Source organism: Pseudomonas sp. P4_D7 (genome assembly GCF_056401755.1).
The window spans coordinates 46,125-62,917 of the sequence record NZ_JBFUIR010000041.1 but is presented as its reverse complement, the minus strand read 5'-3'; the positions used below and the strand labels follow the sequence as shown (position 1 = coordinate 62,917).

The window sequence follows — 16,793 nt, the reverse complement described above, 5'->3', positions numbered from 1 at the left end:
CGTCGTGCACCGCGCGGGTGACGATGCGGTGCTTGAGCGCTTCTTCCTCGGTGGTCAGCTTGGCCGCCCCGGAGTACACGCCGCCCTCGTCGTTCGGGCCGATACCGCCAGTAACCATCAGGCCAACGCCGCCCCGGGCACGTTCGGCGAAGTACGCCGCCATGCGCTCGAAACCGCCCGGTTTTTCTTCCAAACCGGTGTGCATCGAACCCATCAGGGTGCGGTTGCGCAGCGTGGTGAATCCCAGGTCCAGCGGGGCCAACAGGTGCGGGTAGTGAGCGGCGGTCATCGGTAACTCCACAACGAGCAATCACGGAAAAGTTGCGGGCGCTCTGCGGCTCCCGTCAGTCATGTTCGACAGACTAAGAGTCGCATCGCTGTCACTCAATGACCGTAACTGACAACTTATTGATCCAAATGCGCAGCGCCCCTTGGCAATCAGCTCCATGGGCCCTACCCTAGTCGCCATACCCTGTACCCGGTAGCTGTTGGTTTTCATGCGCAAACTTTTGTACCTGTTTTTCTCCATGGCCCTCGTCGCCGCCCTGACCACCTACGCCATGTGGGCGGCGGACCGGCCGGCGGGCCATTACCTGTCGGACTTACGCATTAAAGTGGCGGTCGATCAGGGCATCCCCGCCGATCGTGGCAATCTGCTGGGCATCCAGCCCGAGCTGTTTCCCACCGATTATCAAAGCACCGAGCGCTTGCACCGCAAACTCGCAGCCTATCTGCAGCAAGCCCAGGATCAAGGCCTGCTGAACGATAAAACCGTCGTGGTGCTGCCGGAGAACGTCGGCACCTGGCTGCTGCTCAGCGGCGAAAAAGACGAGCTGTATCAGGCCCCGACCCTCGCCGAGGCGATGAACTGGCTGGCGGCGAGCAATCCCTTGCTGTTCGCCCGCGCCTGGCTCAGCGCCAACGGCAGCGACCGCCTCAACGACGCGTATCTGCGGATGAAAGCCAAGGCGATGGCCAAGGATTACCAGGCGCTGTTCGGTGGTCTGGCCAAAGAATTTCACGTGACCCTGGTGGCTGGCTCGATCGTGTTACCGGAACCCAGCGTTCGCGATGGCCAGCTCAAACCCGGTAACGGTGCCCTGTTCAACAGCAGCGTGGTGTTCGGCCGCGATGGCGTGCCGCTGGGCCAGCCGCAACGGCAGATGCACCCGGTATTCGATCAGCGCGAAGTGCTCGAAAGCGCAGACAAACACGCGCTCAACGTGGTCGACACCCCGGCCGGACGCCTTGGCGTATTGATTGGCAGCGACAGTTGGTACCCCGACAATTACCGCAAACTCGACGAGCAAAACGCGCAATTGATCGCGGTACCGGCGCAGGTATTCGGTCAAGGTGCGTGGAATCAGCCATGGCGCGGTTACAAAGGTTCAAGCACACCGGGGTCGGTCAGCCTAAAACCCGGAGAAGTCACCGAAGGACAAGCCTGGCATCGACTGACACTGACCGCGCAACCACCGAGCAGTCGAGCGATTGCCGGCATCAGTGTGTTCCTGCGCGGGCAGTTCTGGGACAAGGCCAGTGCCGGTCAGAGTTTCCTCAGCAGCAACGGTCAGCAGTTCGCCGATGGCGATGCCCGGGGCGCGCGTTTGTTGAACATCTGGTTGTAAGCCATGAAGCCCCTGCCGATGCGCCTCGGGGACCTGTCGGTGGGCTTTGTTCACAGCCTCGCCGACGCCGTGCGCAGTCATGGGGCGGATCCGCAGTCGTTGCTGGAGCAATATGGTCTGGACGCCGCGCGACTGGCCGAGGCCGGGGCGCGTTTGTCGATTCCGCGCTATATGCGCCTGGGCCACGCGGCGATTCAGTTGACCGGCGATTCGGCGCTGGGCCTGCGCATGGGCCAGCTCAGTCGCCTGAGTCAGGCGGGGCTGGCCGGCGTTACCGCCGCACAGGCGCCAACCGTGCGCGAAGCCGCGCGCTGTCTGATCCGTTTCGAGGCGTTGTACGGTTCCAATTATCGCGGTCAGTCCAGTTTCCATGAAGATGCCCATGGCGCGTGGCTGCGTTTCTATTCGATCAGCCCGTACAACGCCTATAACCGTTTTGTCGTGGACTCGATCATTGCCGGATGGCTGCATCAGCTCTCCAGTGTCAGCCGCGAACCGCTGCGCGCCGAACGCATTGAAATCGAATTCGATGAGCCGGATTACCGCGAGGCGTACGACTTGCTGGGGGATTGCCCGATCCAGTTCGGTGCCGAGGGCAATCAACTGCGCCTGAGCCTGAACAGCCTCGCACAGCGCAATCCCGAGCATTGCCCGAGTACCTGGCGGCATCTGCTGCAACTGTGTGAACGCGAGCTGGAGCAATTGACTCGCACCCGCAGCCTGCGTGAACGCATCACTCAACTGTTGGGGCCATTGCTCAATGGTGGCCGGGAACCCGACCTGGAAGAAGTGGCGGCACGCCTGAAGCTGCCGACCTGGACGTTGCGGCGCAAACTGGCCGAGGAAGGCACGCAGTTTCGCGCAATCCTCAATGACACTCGCCGGGACCTGGCGATGACTTACATCCGCGATACCGAACTGGCATTCGGTGAAATCGCCTACCTGCTGGGTTTTGCCTCAGCCGAAGCCTTCCAGCGCGCCTTCAAACGCTGGAGCGGTCAGACGCCCGGCGAATTCCGCCGCAGTCACCGCAAAACGGCCTGAAAGCAGCTGCGAGCTATAAGCTGCAATCTGCAAGTTAAAGCTCGGTGGCGTCTTCGGCTGGCTCGGGTTGGTCCAGTTCAAAGGCCTGGTATTCGAGCAGCTCTTCTTGATATTCATCCATCGTGTAATCCCCCTGCTGCTCTCTTGAATGGGCCTGCGCAAATGCCCAGTGCCTCGAGCTTAACGTGCTCGTATGAAGGAAAAGTGAAACCCGGCCTTCATGAATAAAACGTAGCAGGTGGTCAGGAATTTATCGCAGGATTTTTGTCAGGGGAATGTAACGAGATTTTAAGCCACCCCAAAAGCTACTGTGGGAGCGAGCTTGCTCGCGAAGGCGGCCAGTCAGTCACATGCGTGCTGAATGTTCCGACGCTTTCGCGAGCAAGCTCGCTCCCACAGGGGTTGCTGTGAGGCTGGATTATTGGCCGGACGCTGGCATCGCCGGAATCGGCTCGGATGGCGGGGGGATATCCGGGTTGGCCGGTGGCGTGATGGTTTCGGTCGCCGGTGCAGATTCTGCACTCGGCGCCGGAGTGATCGGCGCGGCCTCTGCCGGTGGCGCAACCGGTTCAGACGTCACGGGTGCGGTCTCGGCAGGTGCGGGAGCGGGCTCCGCTGCAGGCGCCGGGGTTGCGGCGGGCGCAGGCGTTGGAGTCGGCGCTGGCACCAGCGCTGCCGGAGCAGGCTTCGCCTCAGGCACGCCGAGGTCAGTCTTCGGTTTCTCTTCAATGTGCGCAGCTTTCTTCGCATCCGTCGGCAGGAACTGCTCGACCAGGGTAAAGAAACGCTCGTAGAACTTCTGTGCCGTCACCGTCTCGCTGGCGACTTTGACCATCGAATCGTCGGACGAGCCGATCGGCATCGACACCGAGCCCAACACACCCACGCCGAGGCTGGCCGAGTTGTTGGTCTTCTTCAGCGCATAACGATCCTGCAAAGCGTTGGCGAACATCGTCGCATGGTGCCCGACACTGCCGTCATCGGCGCAGACCACGTTGAAGCTGATCTCCATGTGGGTGTCGCCGGTTTGCTGGAAGCTCTTGTGGCCACTGACCAGTTTCGGGTCACTGCTGGTGATGATGTAGCCCTGGCTAAGCAATGCACGGCGCGCCGCTTCGCAACTGACCGCGTCGGTCACCGGGTAATTGCGCGAAAACGTACCGGAGTCATCGAAGTTCTCATGCTCATACATCGGCTTGTCTTTCGAACAGCCGGCAACAGCGGTCAACAACAGCGCCAACCCGACAACACGCATGGGAGTGGAAATCAACATTGAACATCCTGAGAGAAAACAGTCCGGGGCGTATTGTGCAACAGATCACGCCCCGGCGGCGCATGGATTAGTGTCTTAAAGCAGTTACAACTCTATCGACCTTCAGTTGCGGGAAAAAGTCGCAATGCCAGATGATCGATGAACACGCGCAACTTTGCCGTGGCGTGGCGACTGGATGGCCATAGGACCCAGAACTGTCCGGTGTGTTCCAGATGCGTATCAAGCACGCGACGCAAACGGCCTTGAGCCTCGTCAACTCTGCACATGGATGCCGGCTCATGAACGACGGAAAATGGGTCGATTGGCAGACCGCTATCGCGAGCAGGCTCACTCCTACAATTGGAATGAGTACATCCGCAAAAAACAGCTCGGCTGTCAGGCCGCCTTCGCGAGCAAGCTCGCACACAGAAGAGCAACAGCAGAACGCATGCTGCTTCTGCTCCTCACCACTCAACAGGATGAGCGTTAGCTCGGCTGCAGCTTTTGATCTTGATCTGAAGGCCCGTCGGCAGGCTGAGTGGAGGGCTTGATCCGGGCGTGGGAGCGCAGCGACCGTTTGGCGAAGCCAAACACAGCGGGAGTAGGTGCAGCGAAGCAAACCGGAGACGCTGCGCCCGGAGCAATCCCGCAGCGAAGGAACCCCGAGCTTTAGCGAGTGGGCCGAACGTCAGGGCAAAGACCTTTGGTTCCTTTGGGGCGTTTGCCGAAGGGACTCGCCGTAGGGCGAAACCGCCAGCCGCAACACCCGCAGCAACGGATATTCACCCAAAACCCCAAGAACATGGTCGGCCCAAAGGCCGCCACTACCCAAAGCCCAAAAAAAAGCCCCGACCTATCAGGCCGGGGCTCTCATCACATCTCAGTCAACCATCAAAACCGCTTGATGTCCGCCTGAGCTTCCAACTGCTTGCGATAAGCAGCAAAGTCCTGCTGCCCCTCACGCGAAGCAAGGAAACGACGGTACTGAACCTTCTCTTCATCCGTCGGCGCCGCCGCTTCGTTAACACCATTCAGCCGCACGATCATCAGACTGCCATCCGGCAACGTCACGCTGGTGAACGTCGGCTTGTCCTTGGCAGCCGGCTTCGGCATACGGAACAACGCTTGCAGCACCGCCGGATCAACACCTTCCTGACCACGGGTGGCCGCTTCAGTGGCTTTCCAGTTCTGACCCTCAACCGCCTTGTCCAACGGCGCCTTGCCATCGCGCAGGTCCGCGATCAGCTGCTCGGCCTTGGTCTTGGCAGCCGCGCTGGCGTGCTCTTTGGTCAACTGGGTGCGGATCGCCGCACTCACGTTTTCCAGCGGCAGTTGCGCAGGCTTGAGGTGTTCCTTGGAACGCAGCACGATCACGGTTTCCGGATCCAGCTCGATGGCAGTGCTGTTGGCACCCTCGTCGATTACTTCGGTGCTGAACGCTGCGGTGACCACGGCACGGTTGGCCGCAACACCTTCGCCACCTTCACGGCCGAATGGCTTGGAGGTATGCACGGTCAGCTTCAGATCCGCCGCTGGCTGGGCCAGGTCAGACGCTTCGAATGCGGAGTCTTCCAGTTGCTTGGTCGCCTCGACAAAACGCTGCTCGACCTGAGCGGCTTTCAGCTCGCGGGTGAGCTTGTCTTTCAGGCTGGCCAGGGTCGGCACTTCAGGCGCTTCCACACCCAACAGCTTGATCAAGTGATAACCGAAGTCGGTACGAATCGGCTCGGACACCTGGTCTTTCGACAAGGAGTACAAGGCTTTTTCGAACGCTGGATCGTAAACGCCAGGGCCTGCATAACCGAGGTCGCCGCCATTGTTGGCCGAACCCGGATCCTGCGAGAACTCTTTGGCCAGCGCTTCAAACTTCTCGCCCTTGGCCAGACGCGCCTGAACGTCTTCGATCTTCGCCTTGGCCTGCGCCTCGGTGGTCTTGTCGTTCACTTCGATCAGGATGTGCGCGGCACGACGCTGTTCCGACAGGTTGGCGATCTCTTTCTGATACGCCGCCTGCAGGTCTTCGTCCTTGACGGCAACCTGATCGAAGAACGAAGACTTCTTCAGTTCTACGTAATCGATGATCACTTGATCCGGAGTCATGAACTCCTTGGCGTGCTCGTCGTAGTAAGCCTTGACCTCGTCGTCGGTCAGTTTGACCGCCGCCGGGTCAGCCTTGACGTTCAGGGTCGCGAAATCGCGGGTCTGTTTTTCCAGACGGGCGAATGCCAGCACTTCGGCGTCAGTGACGAAACCGCTGCCTGCCACACCGGCACGCAGTTGGCCGATCAGCATTTCCTGAGCCAGCATCTGACGGAATTGCATACGGCTGTAACCCAGTTGACGGATCACCTGGTCGAAACGGTCGGAGCTGAACTTGCCGTCCACCTGGAATTCAGGTGTCTGCAGGATCACTTGGTCCAGTGCGCCTTCGGAGAAAGCGAATTTCGCTTGTTCTGCACCTTGCAGCAGCAGCTTGCGATCGATCAGACCCTTGAGGGCCGATTCGCGCAGCATTTTCTCGTCGAGCAAGGAAGCATCGAAGTCCTTGCCCAGCTGTTGCATCAGCTGACGGCGTTGCATATCAACGGCCTGGCTCAGCTCGTTCTGGCTGATTTCATCACCGTTGACCTTGGCCGCCTCATTCTTGTGAGTCGTGGCCTGGAAAATGGCGTCGAAACCGGTCAGAGCCATCAGTGCAACGATGACCCCGATAATGGTCTTGGCAATCCAGCCTTGTGAATTGTCCCTGATATTCTGCAGCATGCGTCCCCCAGAAACGGTTGAACTTCAAAATTAGGCAACCGTGGAGCGTGGGTAGAATCCGGATAGAAGAAAGGCGCATCCGAGGATGCGCCTTCTCGTAACTGGCGGAGCGGACAGGGCTCGAACCCTCGATCCCGGCGTTACAGGCCACTGTTTCAGCGACCTGCTCTACCGCTCCGCTGCCAAGTCAGGCATGACCCCGACCCGGATGGGTAAAAACCTGAAAACTTAGTTAACAGCTTCTTTCAGTGCTTTACCGGCTTTGAAACCTGGCTTCTTGGCAGCCGGGATTTCCAGAGTCTTGCCGGTTTGAGGGTTACGACCGGTACGAGCCGGACGGTCCGTCACGGAGAAAGTACCGAAACCAACCAGAACAACGGAGTCGCCAGCCTTCAGAGCGCCAGTGACGGATTCGATTACAGCGTCCAGCGCACGGCCAGCAGCAGCTTTCGGGATATCAGCGGATGCAGCGATAGCATCAATCAGTTCCGACTTGTTCACTCTAAGTCCCCTTATATCTATTTTGAGATGATTCTAAGTTTTTTGGTGAAAGCAAAAACGAGTGCTGAATGGCCTACAGACACTTAAGAGCCGCTTTATAACAAGGGCTCTAAAAAACTGTCAAGGAAGCCCCCCAGGCAAAAGCGTATTAATGCGTGCTAATTCTTTCCTTAGAGTCAGACTCACGTTTTTCGTCCTTGGCAACTATCTCCGGAGCCACATCCGGCAAGGGCTCCGGCGCGTATTGCAGCGCAATTTGCAGGACCTCGTCAATCCATTTAACCGGTTTAATCTGCAGATCCTGCTTGATATTGTCAGGAATCTCCTTCAGATCGCGCACGTTCTCTTCAGGAATAATCACGATCTTGATTCCGCCGCGGTGAGCCGCCAGCAGTTTTTCCTTCAGACCGCCAATCRCCAGCACTTGACCACGCAGCGTGATTTCACCGGTCATGGCGACATCGGCGCGCACCGGAATGCCGGTCAAGGCCGACACCAGCGCCGTACACATGCCTACGCCAGCGCTAGGGCCGTCTTTCGGCGTCGCCCCTTCCGGCATGTGGATGTGCGTGTCACGCTTCTCGTGGAAGTCCAGAGGAATGCCCAGACTTTTGGCCCGGCTGCGCACTACAGTGAGCGCGGCAGTGATCGATTCGACCATCACGTCGCCCAGCGAACCGGTCTTGATCAGTTGACCTTTACCCGGCACAACCGCGGCTTCGATGGTCAGCAATTCACCACCCACCTGAGTCCAGGCAAGCCCCGTGACCTGACCGATCTGATCCTGTTGCTCAGCCAGACCGTAGCGGAATTTGCGCACCCCGAGGAAGTGCTCCAGCAGGTCAGCTGTCACTTTCACCGAGAAGCGTTTTTCCATTGCGTGCTCTTTAACGGCCTTGCGGCAGACCTTGGCGATCTGACGTTCGAGGCCACGCACACCGGCTTCACGGGTGTAGTAACGGATGATGTCGCGGATCGCTTCAGCGTCGAATTCCAGCTCGCCCTTTTTCAGACCGTTAGCGGCGATCTGCTTTGGCGAGAGGTATTTGACGGCGATGTTGATCTTTTCGTCTTCGGTGTAGCCCGGCAGACGGATCACTTCCATCCGGTCGAGCAGCGCCGGCGGGATGTTCATCGAGTTCGAGGTGCACAGGAACATCACATCCGAGAGATCGTAATCGACTTCCAGATAATGGTCGTTGAAGTTGTGGTTCTGCTCCGGATCGAGCACTTCCAGCAACGCCGACGCCGGGTCGCCACGCATGTCGCTGCCCATTTTGTCGATTTCATCGAGCAGGAACAGCGGGTTGCGCACCCCCACTTTTGTCATCTTTTGAATCAATCTTCCTGGCATCGAACCGATGTAAGTCCGACGGTGACCGCGAATTTCCGCTTCATCACGCACGCCACCGAGGGCCATGCGCACGAATTTGCGGTTGGTGGCGTGAGCGATCGACTCCGCCAGCGAGGTTTTACCCACGCCCGGAGGACCGACCAGGCACAACACCGGGCCACGGATTTTCTTCACGCGTTTTTGCACGGCGAGGTATTCAAGGATACGTTCCTTGACCTCTTCGAGACCGTAGTGATCGGCATCGAGAATGTCTTCTGCGCGCGCCAGGTCCAGACGTACCTTGCTCTGCGCTTTCCACGGCACTTGCACCAGCCAGTCGATGTACGAGCGCACCACGGTGGCCTCAGCGGACATCGGCGACATCTGCTTGAGCTTGTTGAGCTCGGCAGTGGCTTTGGCCAACGCGTCTTTCGGCAGACCGGCAGCGTCGATACGCTTTTTCAGGTCTTCGATTTCGTTGTGGCCTTCGTCGCTGTCACCGAGCTCTTTCTGAATGGCCTTCATCTGCTCATTCAAGTAGTACTCGCGCTGACTGCGCTCCATTTGCTTTTTGACGCGGCCACGAATGCGTTTTTCGACTTGCAGCAGATCGATCTCGGCATCCAGCAACGCCAGAACGTGCTCGACCCGAGCCGACAAATCGATGATTTCGAGGATTTCCTGCTTCTGCTCGATTTTCAGCGCCATATGCGCCGCCATGGTGTCGACCAGGCGACCCGGCTCATCGATGCTGTTGAGCGACGACAGGACTTCAGCCGGGACCTTCTTGCCCAACTGTACGTATTGTTCGAACTGCGACAGCAGTGTGCGCACGAACACTTCGGATTCGCGCTCGGCGGCGTCGACCTCTTCGATCAACGAGACTTCGGCACGGCAGTGGCCGTCAACTTCGCTGAAGCGCTCGACGGTGCCACGCTGCTCACCCTCGACCAGAACCTTGACGGTGCCGTCAGGCAGCTTGAGCAGCTGTAGAACAGTGGCGATGGTACCTACGCGATAGAGAGCGTCTTCACCGGGATCATCGTCAGCCGGGTTTCTCTGGGCCAGCAGCAGGATCTGCTTGTCGCCCGTCATCGCGGCCTCGAGGGCTTCGATGGATTTCTCGCGCCCCACGAACAGCGGGATAACCATGTGCGGATAAACCACGACATCACGCAATGGCAGGAGAGGCAATTCGATGGTTGTCTTCATGATTTCGCCTCTACGGCGGCCATATGGCCGTAATCAGATGGAATTGAGCTTGAAACCAAGATGGGGGCTGCCTTGAAAAAAAACAAGCACAAAGCGGATGTAAAAAATGACATAAAAAAAAAGAGGCCCGAAGGCCCCTTCTTTATTCCAGCAGACTGGACGCTTAAGCGTCCGGCGCTGCCTTGGCCGTCGGCTCACTGTTTTCGTAGATATACAGTGGCTTGGACTTGCCTTCGATCACGCTTTCATCGATCACGACTTTGCTCACCTCGGACTGCGAGGGGATTTCATACATCGTGTCGAGCAGTACACCTTCGAGAATCGAGCGCAAACCACGAGCACCGGTTTTACGTTCCAGGGCACGCTTGGCGACCGATTTCAGTGCGTCGGTCCGGAATTCCAGATCCACGCCTTCCATCTCGAACAGCTTGGCATACTGTTTGGTCAGAGCATTTTTCGGCTCGGTGAGGATCTGCATCAGCGCAGCCTCGTCAAGCTCGTCCAGCGTCGCGAGGACCGGCAGACGACCGACGAATTCCGGGATCAGACCGAACTTGACCAGATCGTCAGGCTCGACTTCACGCAGGGATTCACCGACTTTCTTGCCTTCTTCCTTGCTGCGCACTTCTGCGTTGAAGCCGATGCCGCCCTTGGTGGAACGGTTTTGAATAACCTTTTCCAGACCGGAGAACGCACCACCGCAGATGAACAGGATGTTACGGGTGTCGACTTGCAGGAATTCCTGCTGCGGGTGCTTGCGGCCACCTTGCGGTGGTACGGAAGCGACCGTGCCTTCGATCAACTTCAGCAAGGCCTGCTGCACGCCTTCACCGGATACGTCCCGGGTGATCGACGGGTTGTCGGACTTGCGGGAAATCTTGTCGATTTCGTCGATGTAGACAATACCCATCTGGGCCTTCTCTACGTCGTAATCGCACTTCTGCAGCAGCTTCTGAATGATGTTCTCGACATCTTCACCCACGTAACCCGCCTCGGTGAGGGTGGTTGCGTCGGCAATGGTGAACGGAACGTTCAGCAAGCGGGCCAGTGTTTCGGCCAGCAGGGTTTTACCGGAGCCTGTCGGGCCGATCAGCAGGATGTTGCTCTTGCCGAGTTCGACGTCGTCAGCCTTTTTGTCACGCTGGTTCAGGCGTTTGTAGTGGTTGTACACCGCTACGGCCAAAACCTTTTTCGCACGCTCCTGACCAATGACGTACTGGTCAAGGATGCCGCTGATTTCTTTAGGCGAAGGCAATTTATGCGCGCTGCTCTCGGCCTGGGCTTCCTGCACCTCCTCGCGGATGATGTCATTGCACAGGTCGACGCACTCGTCGCAGATAAAGACCGAGGGGCCGGCAATCAATTTGCGCACTTCATGCTGGCTTTTGCCACAGAAGGAGCAATAGAGCAGCTTGCCGTTGTCCTCGCCGTTGCGGGTGTCAGTCATTCGTTCGATCCAAATCCGATAGGCTTGCAACACAAGATGAAGGCTATTGCGGGCTTTTTCAAGCCCGCCGCTGATCAGACAAGCCGACCAAGCCTATTTTGAGCTGCTTATTTTAAGCTGGGCGCTGGTTGATCACTTCGTCGATCAGGCCATATTCCTTCGCAGCTTCTGCACTCATGAAGTTGTCGCGATTGGTATCGCGCTCAATTTCTTCCAGAGTACGCCCGCTGTGTTTGGCCATCAGCGTGTTCAGACGCTCGCGAATGAAGAGGATTTCCTTGGCGTGGATTTCGATGTCCGACGCCTGGCCCTGGAAACCGCCCAGTGGCTGGTGAATCATCACGCGCGAGTTCGGCAGGCAGAAACGCTTGCCCGGGGCACCTGCGGTCAGCAGGAATGCGCCCATGCTGCAGGCCTGGCCGATGCAGGTGGTCGACACGTTCGGCTTGATGAACTGCATGGTGTCGTAGATCGACATGCCTGCAGTCACCGAACCGCCCGGGGAGTTGATGTAGAGATGGATGTCCTTGTCCGGGTTTTCCGCTTCAAGGAACAGCAGTTGCGCACAGATCAGGTTGGCCATGTAGTCCTCTACCGGACCAACCAGAAAGATCACTCGCTCCTTGAGCAGGCGCGAATAGATGTCATAGGCGCGTTCGCCACGAGCAGATTGCTCGACAACCATCGGGACCAGGCCGCCGGCGGCCTGGATATCAGAGTTCTGCTGAATATAAGAATTACGGAACATGCTCTGCAGTCGCTCCCAAATAGTTATGTCTTGAATACGCATAAGCCAGCTCGAGAGCTGGCTTATGGTGTGTACTTCTTAACGCGGAATCAATCAATCGGCTTTTGGAGCTTCTACCGGCTTGACTGCTTCTTCGTAAGAGACCGCTTTATCGGTCACACTAGCTTTCTGCAGAACAGTATCCACAACTTGCTCTTCCAGCACAACCGAACGCACTTCGTTCAGCTGCTGCTCGTTTTTGTAGTACCACGACACAACCTGCTCAGGCTCCTGGTAAGCGGAAGCCATTTCCTGAATCATTTCGCGAACGCGAGCTTCGTCAGGCTTCAGATCGAATTGCTTGACCACTTCAGCAACGATCAGGCCCAGCACGACGCGGCGCTTGGCTTGCTCTTCGAACAGCTCGGCCGGCAGTTGATCAGGCTTGATGTTGCCACCGAACTGCTGAACAGCCTGCACACGCAGACGGTCAACTTCGTTGGACAGCAGCGCCTTAGGCACTTCGATCGGGTTGGTGGCCAGCAGACCGTCCATTACCTGATTCTTGACCTTGGATTTGATCGCCTGACGCAGTTCACGCTCCATGTTCTTGCGAACTTCGGTGCGGAAACCGTCGATGCCGCTTTCCTTGATGCCGAATTGAGCGAAAAACTCTTCGTTCAGCTCTGGCAGCTTAGGCTCGGAAACAGTGTTGACGGTCACGGTGAACTCGGCGGTTTTGCCAGCCAGGTCCAGGTTCTGATAGTCCTCTGGGAAGGTCAGGTTCAGAACGCGCTCTTCGCCCGCTTTAGCGCCAACCAGGCCTTCTTCGAAGCCCGGGATCATGCGGCCGGAACCCAGTACCAGCTGAGTACCCTTGGCGGAACCGCCAGCGAATACTTCGCCGTCAACCTTGCCAACGAAATCGATGTTCAGTTGGTCTTCGTTCTGGGCAGCGCGATCGGCCACTTCAAAACGAGTGTTCTGCTTGCGCAGGATGTCGAGCATTTTGTCCAGGTCAGCGTCAGCCACGTCAGCGCTCAGGCGCTCAACGGTGATGCCGTCGAAACCGGCAACGGTGAACTCAGGGAACACTTCGAATACAGCAACGTATTCCAGGTCCTTGCCAGCTTCGAGCGACTTAGGCTCGATCGATGGCGAACCAGCAGGGTTCAGCTTCTGCTCAACCACAGCTTCGTAGAAGGAGGACTGGATCACGTCGCCTACAGCTTCCTGACGAGCATCAGCACCGAAACGGCGCTTGATTTCGCTCATTGGCACTTTGCCTGGACGGAAGCCAGCAATCTTGGCCTTTTGGGCAGTCTGCTGCAGACGCTTGTTGACCTGAGTCTCGATGCGCTCAGCCGGCACGGTGACGCTCATGCGGCGCTCGAGAGCAGTAGTATTTTCAACAGAAACTTGCATGGATATTCCTCGTTGCACAGACGTTAGCCGGCCGTTTCCGACCCCAGAATCAAGGGCATGCATTCTAGTGGGTCAAACTCAAGAAGTCACCCTACTGAAAACGGGTAAAAAAACAGCAGGCAATTTATAGGGATCGATGCACGGATGCAGCGCGTCCCACAGGCGAATACAACCAATCTCGCCAGGGCTCTGCGCCAACCGCTTCTATATATAGAAGAGGCTGCCAATCAGTCCCTGACGGCCGAACCTGCAAGCAAGCCCGGCGAGCAGCGCAGCATCATCGAGCAACATAAATACGACGAAGCGCCCTGCCCCTGCGCCCCGAAACCGGCAATTGCCGCCTTTCAGAACCGCTAAAACAAAAAAGGCGCCAGACTGTTAAATCTGGCGCCTTTCGAAATATGGGGTGGACGATGGGGATCGAACCCACGACAACGGGAGTCACAATCCCGTGCTCTACCAACTGAGCTACGCCCACCATATTGCGTAACAAAAAAGCCAAACAACTTCTTTGTTGGAACCTCACCAGCCCGAAGACATGAATGAAGCTTTAATTGGTGCGGATGAAGAGACTCGAACTCTTACGCCTCGCGGCGCTGGAACCTAAATCCAGTGTGTCTACCAATTCCACCACATCCGCGATGAAGCTTTTAAAGCAAAGGCGCCAGACTGTTACATCTGGCGCCTTTCGAAATATGGGGTGGACGATGGGGATCGAACCCACGACAACGGGAGTCACAATCCCGTGCTCTACCAACTGAGCTACGCCCACCATATTGCGCTACTTGTGCCAAAGCTGCCTAATGGCGCACCCGGCAGGACTCGAACCTGCGACCATCCGCTTAGAAGGCGGATGCTCTATCCAGCTGAGCTACGGGCGCCTTATTAATCTGTACTCTTAAAGGACTACAAACTAAGTGCTTTCCAGTGTCGCAGAACCTTGATTCCGCTTCACCTTCTTAACCAGTGCTAGGCTGTGCCCGACAAGTGCGACGAATAGTATAGAGCGCTCCGAAGGTCGTCAAATCCTTTTTGAAAAAAATTCATTTAATTAAAGGAGTTAGAGGAATTTGCTGACCAAGCGCCTTTGCCCTCACCGCTCGACATGCGAGAATGCGTTCTCATTTTTTCCCCTCTCGATGGTTAATCACGCGCAATGACTGCACAACTAATCGACGGCAAATCGATCGCCGCCAGCCTGCGCCAGCAGATCGCCCAACGAGTTGCCGAGCGTCGCCAGCAAGGCCTGCGCACTCCCGGCCTCGCGGTGATCCTGGTCGGCAGCGATCCTGCCTCTCAGGTTTATGTCTCGCACAAGCGTAAAGACTGTGAAGAGGTTGGCTTCCTCTCTCAAGCCTACGACCTGCCCTCCGACACCACGCAAGACGCGTTGACCGATCTGATCGATCGCCTCAACGACGACCCTGCAATCGACGGCATCCTGCTTCAGCTGCCGCTGCCCGAGCACCTGGATGCCTCCAAATTGCTGGAGCGCATTCGCCCGGACAAAGACGTCGACGGCTTCCATCCTTATAACGTCGGCCGCCTGGCCCAGCGCATTCCGCTGCTGCGTCCCTGCACACCTAAAGGCATCATGACGCTGCTGGAAAGCACTGGCGCCGACCTTTATGGCATGGACGCAGTGGTCGTCGGCGCCTCCAACATCGTCGGTCGCCCGATGGCGATGGAGTTGTTGTTGGCCGGCTGCACCGTGACCGTGACTCACCGTTTCACCAAGGATCTGGCCGGCCACGTTGGTCGTGCTGATCTGGTGGTGGTGGCCGCCGGCAAGCCGGGCCTGGTCAAAGGCGAGTGGATCAAGGAAGGCGCGATCGTGATCGACGTCGGCATCAACCGTCAGGACGACGGCAAACTGGTCGGCGACGTCGTCTACGAAACCGCCCTGCCCCGCGCTGGCTGGATCACTCCAGTGCCGGGTGGCGTAGGTCCGATGACCCGCGCCTGCCTGCTGGAAAACACCCTTTATGCGGCAGAAACCCTGCACGCCTGATCGGTACTTTCAGCAATAAGAAAAACCCGCCTTGTGCGGGTTTTTTCATGCCTGAGAAAAAACTGTAACCGTTCGCCGGAAACCCCTCTTTTTACAGGCCTTTTCACGAGTTTTTCAGGTCATTCAAACAACCATCGACAGATCTTCAGCCATACTCCTAGAATGCGACGCTTTGAAGAAATAACCCGTTACAAACTAACGGAATATCCAACCTTTATGAGTTCGCCCGCGTGAAAATTCGTCTTTCGATTCTGAGCCTGTTTTTTGCTTTTACAGGCACATTCATCACGCCAACGATCAACGCTGCGGAAACCACCGCTGCCCCACGTGACGCTTCGAGCCTGAAGATCGCCTCCGGCAGCGCACTGCTCATGGATATGCAGACCAACAAAGTCATCTACTCCAGCAACCCTGACGTGATCGTGCCGATCGCCTCTGTCAGCAAGCTCATGACTGGATTGGTAGTGGTTGAAGCCCGGCAGAACATGGACGAATGGATCAATGTCGATATCAGCAACACACCGGAAATGAGGGGTGTGTTCTCCCGAGTCAAACTCAAGAGTGAGCTGCCGCGTCGCGAGATGCTGCTGATCGCCTTGATGTCTTCGGAGAACCGCGCGGCCGCCAGCCTCGCTCACCACTATCCGGGAGGTTATGCGGCCTTTATCGCGGCCATGAACGCGAAAGCCAAGGCACTGGGCATGACCAGTACGCACTTTGTCGAACCGACAGGCCTGTCGGAACGTAACGTTTCCACCGCCCGCGACCTGAGCAAGCTGCTGGTGGCCGCGCATAAGTACCCGCTCCTCAGCGAACTCACCACCACCAAGGAAAAGACCGTGTCTTTCCGCAAACCCAACTACACCCTGGGTTTCCGCAATACCGACCACTTGGTGAACAAGGCCGACTGGGACATCAAGATCACCAAAACCGGTTTCACCAACCCTGCCGGTCATTGCCTGGTTCTGGTAACGAAAATGGCTAACCGCCCGGTCGCGCTGGTGATTCTCGATGCCTTCGGCAAATACACCCACTTTGCCGATGCCAGCCGTATTCGCAGCTGGGTGGAAACCGGCAAGAGCGCCAACGTCCCTGCGGTGGCGCAACAATACAAGGCCGAGAAAAACCTTAAGTCACGCCAGAGCGGTGTGGTTGAAGCGTCCAAGTAACCCGGGGCCGTAAGAAAAAGCCCCGAATCCTCGGGGCTTTTTTTCGCCTGCATTCCTGCATTTCAGTCATTGGGCAGCGGCATCTTGTCGTCATCAGGAATGCCATCACCTGCACTTGGATCCCGCGAAGGTTCCGGCGTCATGACATTAGGCCGGGCCATCGGATCGCGCAGCGGGCTGTCCGGATTCAGCACCGGATCAATCTCCGGCTCCGGCGTCGTGGGCACGCTGTCCGGTTTTTGCTCATCGAAGCTTGAGTCAGTACTCATACGCACCTCACA

General features: G+C 57.5%; 14 protein-coding genes, 4 tRNA genes and 1 pseudogene. 5 read left to right on the top strand and 14 right to left on the bottom strand.

Features of this window, described 5'->3' with window-relative positions; all coding sequences use genetic code 11:
* The coding region (locus AC1DVF_RS22490; RefSeq protein WP_477783155.1) for an oxidoreductase at positions 1-289 on the bottom strand (289 nt) is incomplete at its 3' end.
* A 208-nt stretch (positions 290-497) separates the two neighbouring features.
* On the opposite strand from AC1DVF_RS22490, the gene AC1DVF_RS22485 reads away from it, so the two are divergent.
* The gene (locus tag AC1DVF_RS22485; protein WP_477783154.1) at positions 498-1,628 is read left to right on the top strand and encodes a carbon-nitrogen hydrolase family protein; all 1,131 of its coding nucleotides are present in this window, start codon (positions 498-500) and stop codon (positions 1,626-1,628) included.
* Between the two features lie 3 nt (positions 1,629-1,631).
* Positions 1,632-2,672, top strand: coding sequence for an AraC family transcriptional regulator (locus AC1DVF_RS22480; RefSeq protein WP_093434058.1), 1,041 nt, complete (start codon positions 1,632-1,634; stop codon positions 2,670-2,672).
* Between the two features lie 418 nt (positions 2,673-3,090).
* Here AC1DVF_RS22480 and AC1DVF_RS22475 read toward each other — a convergent pair whose 3' ends face one another.
* The 8 genes and pseudogenes from AC1DVF_RS22475 to tig form a co-directional block, all read right to left on the bottom strand.
* On the bottom strand, positions 3,091-3,945 hold the full coding sequence (locus AC1DVF_RS22475; protein WP_093434055.1) for a DUF2242 domain-containing protein: 855 nt from the start codon (positions 3,943-3,945) through the stop codon (positions 3,091-3,093).
* A 92-nt stretch (positions 3,946-4,037) separates the two neighbouring features.
* A pseudogene (locus tag AC1DVF_RS22470) lies at positions 4,038-4,202 on the bottom strand (LysR family transcriptional regulator); the annotation flags it as partial.
* A gap of 613 nt (positions 4,203-4,815) precedes the next feature.
* Positions 4,816-6,687, bottom strand: coding sequence for a SurA N-terminal domain-containing protein (locus tag AC1DVF_RS22465; RefSeq protein WP_477783153.1), 1,872 nt, complete (start codon positions 6,685-6,687; stop codon positions 4,816-4,818).
* Between the two features lie 228 nt (positions 6,688-6,915).
* Positions 6,916-7,188, bottom strand: a complete 273-nt coding sequence (locus tag AC1DVF_RS22460) for an HU family DNA-binding protein (RefSeq protein WP_003183171.1) — start codon at positions 7,186-7,188, stop codon at positions 6,916-6,918.
* 148 nt (positions 7,189-7,336) lie between these two features.
* Entirely contained in the window at positions 7,337-9,733 is a 2,397-nt protein-coding gene (gene lon, locus AC1DVF_RS22455; RefSeq protein ID WP_477783152.1) for an endopeptidase La, read from the bottom strand.
* 163 nt (positions 9,734-9,896) lie between these two features.
* Positions 9,897-11,180 carry an ATP-dependent Clp protease ATP-binding subunit ClpX gene (gene clpX, locus AC1DVF_RS22450; protein WP_003223632.1) on the bottom strand — a complete coding sequence of 428 codons (1,284 nt, stop codon included), beginning with the start codon at positions 11,178-11,180 and terminating at the stop codon, positions 9,897-9,899.
* Positions 11,181-11,292: 112 nt separating this feature from the next.
* Positions 11,293-11,928, bottom strand: coding sequence for an ATP-dependent Clp endopeptidase proteolytic subunit ClpP (gene clpP, locus AC1DVF_RS22445; protein ID WP_007951559.1), 636 nt, complete (start codon positions 11,926-11,928; stop codon positions 11,293-11,295).
* A 93-nt stretch (positions 11,929-12,021) separates the two neighbouring features.
* Positions 12,022-13,332 carry a trigger factor gene (tig, locus tag AC1DVF_RS22440; RefSeq protein WP_093434049.1) on the bottom strand — a complete coding sequence of 437 codons (1,311 nt, stop codon included), beginning with the start codon at positions 13,330-13,332 and terminating at the stop codon, positions 12,022-12,024.
* Positions 13,333-13,476: 144 nt separating this feature from the next.
* Here tig and AC1DVF_RS22435 point away from each other — a divergent pair, with 144 nt between their 5' ends.
* The gene (locus AC1DVF_RS22435; protein WP_460129386.1) at positions 13,477-13,689 is read left to right on the top strand and encodes a hypothetical protein; all 213 of its coding nucleotides are present in this window, start codon (positions 13,477-13,479) and stop codon (positions 13,687-13,689) included.
* Positions 13,690-13,734: 45 nt separating this feature from the next.
* Here AC1DVF_RS22435 and AC1DVF_RS22430 read toward each other — a convergent pair.
* The 4 genes from AC1DVF_RS22430 to AC1DVF_RS22415 form a co-directional block, all read right to left on the bottom strand.
* Positions 13,735-13,810: transfer RNA gene (locus tag AC1DVF_RS22430), tRNA-His, on the bottom strand.
* A 77-nt stretch (positions 13,811-13,887) separates the two neighbouring features.
* Positions 13,888-13,972, bottom strand: a tRNA-Leu gene (locus AC1DVF_RS22425).
* Positions 13,973-14,028: 56 nt separating this feature from the next.
* A tRNA-His gene (locus AC1DVF_RS22420) sits at positions 14,029-14,104 on the bottom strand.
* 32 nt (positions 14,105-14,136) lie between these two features.
* A tRNA-Arg gene (locus AC1DVF_RS22415) sits at positions 14,137-14,213 on the bottom strand.
* A 275-nt stretch (positions 14,214-14,488) separates the two neighbouring features.
* Here AC1DVF_RS22415 and folD point away from each other — a divergent pair.
* On the top strand, positions 14,489-15,343 hold the full coding sequence (gene folD / locus AC1DVF_RS22410; protein ID WP_038362797.1) for a bifunctional methylenetetrahydrofolate dehydrogenase/methenyltetrahydrofolate cyclohydrolase FolD: 855 nt from the start codon (positions 14,489-14,491) through the stop codon (positions 15,341-15,343).
* Positions 15,344-15,573: 230 nt separating this feature from the next.
* The gene (gene pbpG, locus AC1DVF_RS22405) at positions 15,574-16,512 is read left to right on the top strand and encodes a D-alanyl-D-alanine endopeptidase (protein ID WP_093434043.1); all 939 of its coding nucleotides are present in this window, start codon (positions 15,574-15,576) and stop codon (positions 16,510-16,512) included.
* Positions 16,513-16,574: 62 nt separating this feature from the next.
* Here pbpG and AC1DVF_RS22400 read toward each other — a convergent pair whose 3' ends face one another.
* Positions 16,575-16,781, bottom strand: coding sequence for a hypothetical protein (locus AC1DVF_RS22400; protein WP_093434040.1), 207 nt, complete (start codon positions 16,779-16,781; stop codon positions 16,575-16,577).
* Between the last annotated feature and the right edge of the window lie 12 nt (positions 16,782-16,793).

Coding starts and splice junctions, on each gene's coding strand:
- AC1DVF_RS22435 (WP_460129386.1), top strand. CDS start 13,477: ATGCAGCGCGTCCCACAGGCGAATACAACCAATCTCGCCAGGGCTCTG.
- AC1DVF_RS22485 (WP_477783154.1), top strand. CDS start 498: ATGCGCAAACTTTTGTACCTGTTTTTCTCCATGGCCCTCGTCGCCGCC.
- AC1DVF_RS22400 (WP_093434040.1), bottom strand. CDS start 16,781: ATGAGTACTGACTCAAGCTTCGATGAGCAAAAACCGGACAGCGTGCCC.
- folD (WP_038362797.1), top strand. CDS start 14,489: ATGACTGCACAACTAATCGACGGCAAATCGATCGCCGCCAGCCTGCGC.
- AC1DVF_RS22465 (WP_477783153.1), bottom strand. CDS start 6,687: ATGCTGCAGAATATCAGGGACAATTCACAAGGCTGGATTGCCAAGACC.
- AC1DVF_RS22475 (WP_093434055.1), bottom strand. CDS start 3,945: ATGTTGATTTCCACTCCCATGCGTGTTGTCGGGTTGGCGCTGTTGTTG.
- clpP (WP_007951559.1), bottom strand. CDS start 11,928: ATGTTCCGTAATTCTTATATTCAGCAGAACTCTGATATCCAGGCCGCC.
- AC1DVF_RS22480 (WP_093434058.1), top strand. CDS start 1,632: ATGAAGCCCCTGCCGATGCGCCTCGGGGACCTGTCGGTGGGCTTTGTT.
- tig (WP_093434049.1), bottom strand. CDS start 13,332: ATGCAAGTTTCTGTTGAAAATACTACTGCTCTCGAGCGCCGCATGAGC.
- clpX (WP_003223632.1), bottom strand. CDS start 11,180: ATGACTGACACCCGCAACGGCGAGGACAACGGCAAGCTGCTCTATTGC.